Below are 5,227 nucleotides of genomic sequence, written 5' to 3'. Positions count from 1 at the left end.
GTCGCGCTCGCGGAGGGCGCTTTTCTATGCGCGCGAGCGGCCGCGGAGGCCGGCAGGGCCCGCGGGGGGATCCGGTCCCCCCGCGGGCCCTTCTGCGTTATGGGTATGTGCGCGCGCAAACGACCCTCTCTCGCGTTTGAGGCGCTGGTATTTGCGTACGGCGCCTCTCTGTGGCTCGTGTCGTGAGTGCTGCAAGGCTCCGCCGGCGTGCTGGGGGTGCGGCAGACGGGCGCGTCGAATCTCCTCTCGTTTATTACCTGGCTATTTTCCGCTATCTTTTTCTAGGCTATTGGGCGTTGGGGGGCTGCTGCTCATGAGTGTATCTTGTGCTTGAGTCTTAGCCTAACGCTGCCGCATTGCTTTTCGTGTGTTTGCGTGGGGCTGAAGGCGTTCTGACCAAGATGTTGTCGTAGCTATTCATTTTTATCTCTCTACTTCTTCTTGTTGAATCTGCTGGGTTGATTCAGGCGATGGTTGCTATTGGTATTATGGAAAGAGCTACTTTGCTACTGCTTGCATTTCGATTACGAGAAGAGGTTGGGCTATGACATGCGTTTCTAGCTCAATGGACAAGACGGTTGAGGTCCTTGTCCAGGGTAGGGCTGCTCTTTATCCTACTGAAACCGTTTATGGCGTTGGCGTTGCTGTTCGTTATGCCGCCGATCCTTCGATTATCTACGATATAAAGCATCGTGAACATCGTAAGCCGATCGCGTGGCTTGTTGGCGATCTGAAGGACCTCGATGTTTATGGCAAGCATGTTCCCGAGTTTGCTCGAGTGCTTGCTCGTACGTTTTGGCCAGGTCCTCTTACGCTAATTGTGAATGCCAGCGATAAGGTTCCTCAAGCTTTTCAATCTCCTGCAGGTACTATTGGGCTGCGTATGCCTAATAATGATACGGCACTTCAGCTCATTGCTCATGTTGGGTGTCCCTTGGCTACCAGTTCAGCTAATGTAAGTGGAAACAAAGCTCAATGCAGCTTTGATCTTGTTGATGATGCGATCAAATCATCAGTTGGTGCCTGTTTGGCTGATGTTTCCGATACTGCAAAGAGTGGAGTTGCTTCGACTGTTGTAGATTGCACGGGCGATCATCCGGTGATGGTTCGCACTGGCGCCATCACGATTTCCGATATTCAGGCTTTGTCGTAACGGTCGGGAGAAGTCGTTCGGTTTCCTAACTTGTTGCGATATAGGGTGTAACATCGCACTATTGTTTCTTGCTAAGGAAGGCTATGGATATGAAAATCAGCATTGCAAGCGATCATGCCGGTTTTGATCAAAAGCAGCAGCTTGCTGCGTTTTTGCGCGAGCAGGGTCATGAAGTCTTCGATCGCGGCCCTGAAAACGACGATCGAGTCGATTATCCCGACTACGCTGAGCTTGTGGCCCACGATGTTGTCGATGACGTAGCTGAGCGAGGCGTTCTTGTTTGCGGCACGGGCATTGGTATGGCCATTGCAGCGAACAAGGTTGATGGAATTAGGGCTGCGAACATTGTTTCGCCGGCTTTTGCTGCACTTTGCCGCGAGCATAACGATGCAAACGTCATTACGCTTTCGGGGCGTTTTGTCGACTTGTCTGCAAATAAAGAGATTCTTAAAACGTTCCTGTCTACTGATTTTGGTGGTGGACGTCATGCTGGGCGTGTTGAGAAGATTATGGCGCTGGAATCGAAGTAAGCAATTCGATATACGCATTCTCGCGAAAGCCGGTTGAACCGGCTTTCGCTGTATTATAGCCAACAGGCGGCTTACGTGTCCGCAGCTGCCCATCCCCACTCGCCTGTTATCTATTGCCGGTTGGTTTCCGCAATGTGTGGTGGTCGTGAGTCTGTTGGGCATGTGATAGAGTACAAGGCGTAACGAATGTCGAAGAAAGGGTTACATCATGGCAATTGAGCACGTGAAACAAACCGACCCGGAAGTGGCTGCCGCGTTAGGTCAGGAGCTGTCTCGTCAGCGTTCATCCGTTGAGCTTATCGCGTCTGAGAACTTCACGTCGCGTGCTGTGATGGAGGCAATGGGCAGCGTTCTTACGAACAAGTACGCAGAAGGCCTGCCGGGCAAGCGCTATTATGGCGGTTGCGAGAAGGTTGATATTGTCGAGAATCTTGCGCGTGATCGTGCTTGCGAGCTGTATGGCGCTAAGTTTGCGAACGTTCAGCCTCATTCCGGCGCAAATGCCAACCTTGCCGCATATTTCGCCACCGTTAAGCCTGGCGACACTATTATGGGTATGAGCTTGGACAACGGCGGTCACCTTACTCATGGCAGCCCTGCAAACTTCTCCGGAAAGCTGTATAACGTCGTGTCTTACGGCGTTGATCCGGAAACTGAAACCATCAACTACGACGAGATGGAAAAGCTGGCGAAAGAGCATCAGCCGAAGATCATCGTTGGCGGAGCTTCTGCCTATCCGCGCATCATCGATTTCGAGCGTATGGCCGAAATCGCCCATGAGGTGGGGGCCTACCTGATGGTCGACATGGCGCACATTGCCGGTCTTGTTGCGACTGGCGCTCACCCGTCTCCGGTTCCGTACGCTGATATTGTTACGTCCACCAGCCACAAGACGCTGCGTGGCCCGCGCGGCGGCTTTATCCTTACGAATAACGAAGAGCTGTTCAAGAAAATCAACTCCGCCGTGTTCCCTGGCAGCCAGGGTGGCCCGCTTATGCATGTTATTGCCGGCAAGGCGGTTGCATTCGGTGAGGCGCTTAAGCCTTCGTTCAAGGAGTACATCGACCATGTGGTGGAAAATGCCGCCGCAATGGGTCAGGGCATGACTGATGGTGGTTTGCGCCTGGTGTCTGGCGGCACGGACAATCATTTGTGCCTTGTTGACCTGACGCCTGCGGACGTGACCGGTAAGGACGCCGAGAAGCTGCTGGAAAGCGTTGGCCTGACGGTGAACAAGAACACCATCCCGAATGAGCAGCGCAGCCCGTTTGTGGCCAGCGGCATTCGCGTTGGTAGCGCGGCTGCAACCACGCGTGGTTTCACGAAGGAAGATTTCTACGAGGTTGGCCAGTGCATCGCTGCAACGGTGTTTAACGCCGGCAACGAAGCCAAGCTTGCCGATGTTAAGAAGAAGATCGACGCTATGCTGGAAGCCCATCCGCTGTATCCGGGCTTGGAATACTAAATCCGAACCAGGTAGTGTAGACTAACGGCCGGGCGGGAAACATCCCCGCTCGGCCGTTTCTTTGTATGTGAAGGGGTTGGTATGAGCGAGTTGAAAGACCACCGCCCAAGCTGGGACGAATATTTCATGACGCTTGCGAATGAGGTTGCCACGCGCACGACATGCCTGCGTCGAGCGGTGGGCGCCATCATCGTGAAAGATCGTCGCATTTTGGCAACGGGGTACAACGGCGTTCCAACCGGACTTGCCCATTGTGCGGAAACGGGTTGCTTGCGGCAACAACTAGGCGTGCCCAGTGGGCAGCGGCACGAGATTTGTCGCGGTCTTCACGCGGAGCAGAACGCCATTATCCAGGCGGCTCGCTATGGCATCAACATCACGGGCGCATCTATTTACATCACCACGCAGCCTTGCGTGGTGTGCGCGAAAATGCTCATTAATGCCGACATTGAGGAAATCATTTACGCGAACCCCTATCCTGATGAATTGGCAATGTCCATGCTGTCTGAATCTGGCATAAAACTACGCGTTTACGATGGTCCAATCGGAAATGATGCAAATGCATAAAAATCGACAAACAAGGCCATTCTGTGAATATCTAAAAAAGTAGAACAGGGTAAATAGCTGGGAAAATCGAATAAATGAGAGCCGTTTGCCAGCGTTTTGTGGCGATTGCGGGGTTTAGCGGGGGCTTTCAAGAATCTACGTTATCATACGCGTTGGTTTTCTATGCGGGAATTGTGATTGACGAAAGGTTTGGGTGAAACGCGGGCCATGGTAGCAGCCATCGTAATCGGCGTCATAGCTGGCTTCATTGGCTTTCTTCCGCTGTTTGCGTCGCTGCGTTTAGCCCGGAAGCATCCTTCGGTGTCGGTCGCCAACGCTGCGTTGTACGGCTTGGGGGGCACGTTTGTGTCGCTTGTAGTCGTGGCGGTGGCTTTGATCGTGTGCGCTCTTGTGGCGCGTCCGCAGGTTCTTCCCTTTGGCATGGCCGAGATCGTTTCGCTTATCGTTTGCACCGCAGTGTACGTGTGGCGTAAAAACGTAGCACGGTAATGTAGGGTTCGTCACTGGAAAGGCTGGGATGATCTGAGATGGGCGAAGCGCTCAATAAGTTCGTCGAAGAGGCACGGCACCTCTCCGAAACGTTCGATTCCCACACCGTATTCTCGATCGGTGGATGGGACATCAGCCAGTACACGCTGTACATGTTCTTCATTTTGGCGTTGGTACTGATGGTGGTTCTGATTGGAGGCCGCAAGCTTCAGCTGGTCCCGAAGAACAAGTTCCTCAACACGGTCGAGTATGGCTATGACTTCGTGAACACGAGCATTGGCCAGGACGTTATCGGTGAGGGTTTCAAGAAGCACATCCCGTTTTTGTGCACGCTGTTCTTCTTCATCCTCATCGCTAACGTTGTTGGCTTGATTCCTGGTGCGAAGGCCACCACGGGCACCATCTCCATCACGTGGGCGCTGGCTGCCATCTCGTTCGTGTACTTCAACTTCTACGGTCTGAAGACGCTGGGCGTGTTCGGTTACATCAAAAGCCTTGTGCCTTCTGGTGTTCCCGGCCCCATGGTCCCGGTCATCTGGGTGCTCGAGTTCTTCTCCATGGTCATCCGCGTGCTGACGCTGGCCGTTCGTCTTTACGGCAACATGCTGGCCGGTCATATGGTCCTGGCCGTGTTCTCTCTGGCAACCACCGTGTTTTTGCAGCAGGCTGTTTTCAGCATGGACTTCGTTACCGCGCTGCCTGCAGTTGCATGGTTCGTTCTGCTGGTTCTCATGTATGCCATGGAATGCCTGGTTGCGTTCCTGCAAGCATACGTGTTCACCATTCTGTCCGCTTCCTACATCGGCATGGCGGTTCATCCCCACTGATGCGCGGACCGGCGGCGCAAGCTGCCACCAGTACTGTTTGGCACCACAGCTGACATAGGTAGATCAGCTTGGGCATATAGGCATGAGCACGGAGAAGGCTCCGGGTTCAACGAAGGAGGTAATTATGGAAATCACGCTCGCTGCGCTGAAGGTCGTCGGCTATGGCCTCGCCGCCATCGGCCCCGGCATCGGCATC

General features: G+C 53.8%; 6 protein-coding genes. All 6 read left to right on the top strand.

All coding sequences use genetic code 11. The annotated features are described in order from the left end of the window. Positions 1–544: 544 nt before the first annotated feature. The 6 genes from ACWI6D_RS09390 to atpB all read left to right on the top strand — a co-directional run bounded on the left by ACWI6D_RS09390 (position 545) and on the right by atpB (position 5,031). Positions 545–1,153, top strand: coding sequence for an L-threonylcarbamoyladenylate synthase (locus tag ACWI6D_RS09390; RefSeq protein ID WP_449134495.1), 609 nt, complete (start codon positions 545–547; stop codon positions 1,151–1,153). A gap of 89 nt (positions 1,154–1,242) precedes the next feature. Then, positions 1,243–1,683, top strand: coding sequence for a ribose 5-phosphate isomerase B (gene rpiB / locus ACWI6D_RS09385; RefSeq protein ID WP_449134496.1), 441 nt, complete (start codon positions 1,243–1,245; stop codon positions 1,681–1,683). Between the two features lie 208 nt (positions 1,684–1,891). Then, a complete protein-coding gene (glyA, locus tag ACWI6D_RS09380; protein ID WP_449134494.1) occupies positions 1,892–3,148 on the top strand; it encodes a serine hydroxymethyltransferase in 1,257 nt (418 codons plus the stop codon). 81 nt (positions 3,149–3,229) lie between these two features. Then, a complete protein-coding gene (locus ACWI6D_RS09375; RefSeq protein WP_449134493.1) occupies positions 3,230–3,715 on the top strand; it encodes a deoxycytidylate deaminase in 486 nt (161 codons plus the stop codon). 177 nt (positions 3,716–3,892) lie between these two features. Then, positions 3,893–4,204 (top strand): hypothetical protein, encoded by a 312-nt coding sequence (locus tag ACWI6D_RS09370; protein ID WP_449134492.1) that lies wholly within the window; start codon positions 3,893–3,895, stop codon positions 4,202–4,204. 38 nt (positions 4,205–4,242) lie between these two features. Further along, positions 4,243–5,031 carry a F0F1 ATP synthase subunit A gene (atpB, locus tag ACWI6D_RS09365; RefSeq protein ID WP_302936635.1) on the top strand — a complete coding sequence of 263 codons (789 nt, stop codon included), beginning with the start codon at positions 4,243–4,245 and terminating at the stop codon, positions 5,029–5,031. Positions 5,032–5,227 lie beyond the last annotated feature (196 nt).

Source organism: Senegalimassilia sp. (genome assembly GCF_977052095.1).
This window is presented reverse-complemented; position numbering and strand designations above follow the sequence as displayed.

Excerpts from the sequence above, each read along its gene's own strand:
- atpB (WP_302936635.1), top strand. The coding sequence starts at position 4,243 with ATGGGCGAAGCGCTCAATAAGTTCGTCGAAGAGGCACGGCACCTCTCC.
- rpiB (WP_449134496.1), top strand. The coding sequence starts at position 1,243 with ATGAAAATCAGCATTGCAAGCGATCATGCCGGTTTTGATCAAAAGCAG.
- ACWI6D_RS09390 (WP_449134495.1), top strand. The coding sequence starts at position 545 with ATGACATGCGTTTCTAGCTCAATGGACAAGACGGTTGAGGTCCTTGTC.
- glyA (WP_449134494.1), top strand. The coding sequence starts at position 1,892 with ATGGCAATTGAGCACGTGAAACAAACCGACCCGGAAGTGGCTGCCGCG.
- ACWI6D_RS09375 (WP_449134493.1), top strand. The coding sequence starts at position 3,230 with ATGAGCGAGTTGAAAGACCACCGCCCAAGCTGGGACGAATATTTCATG.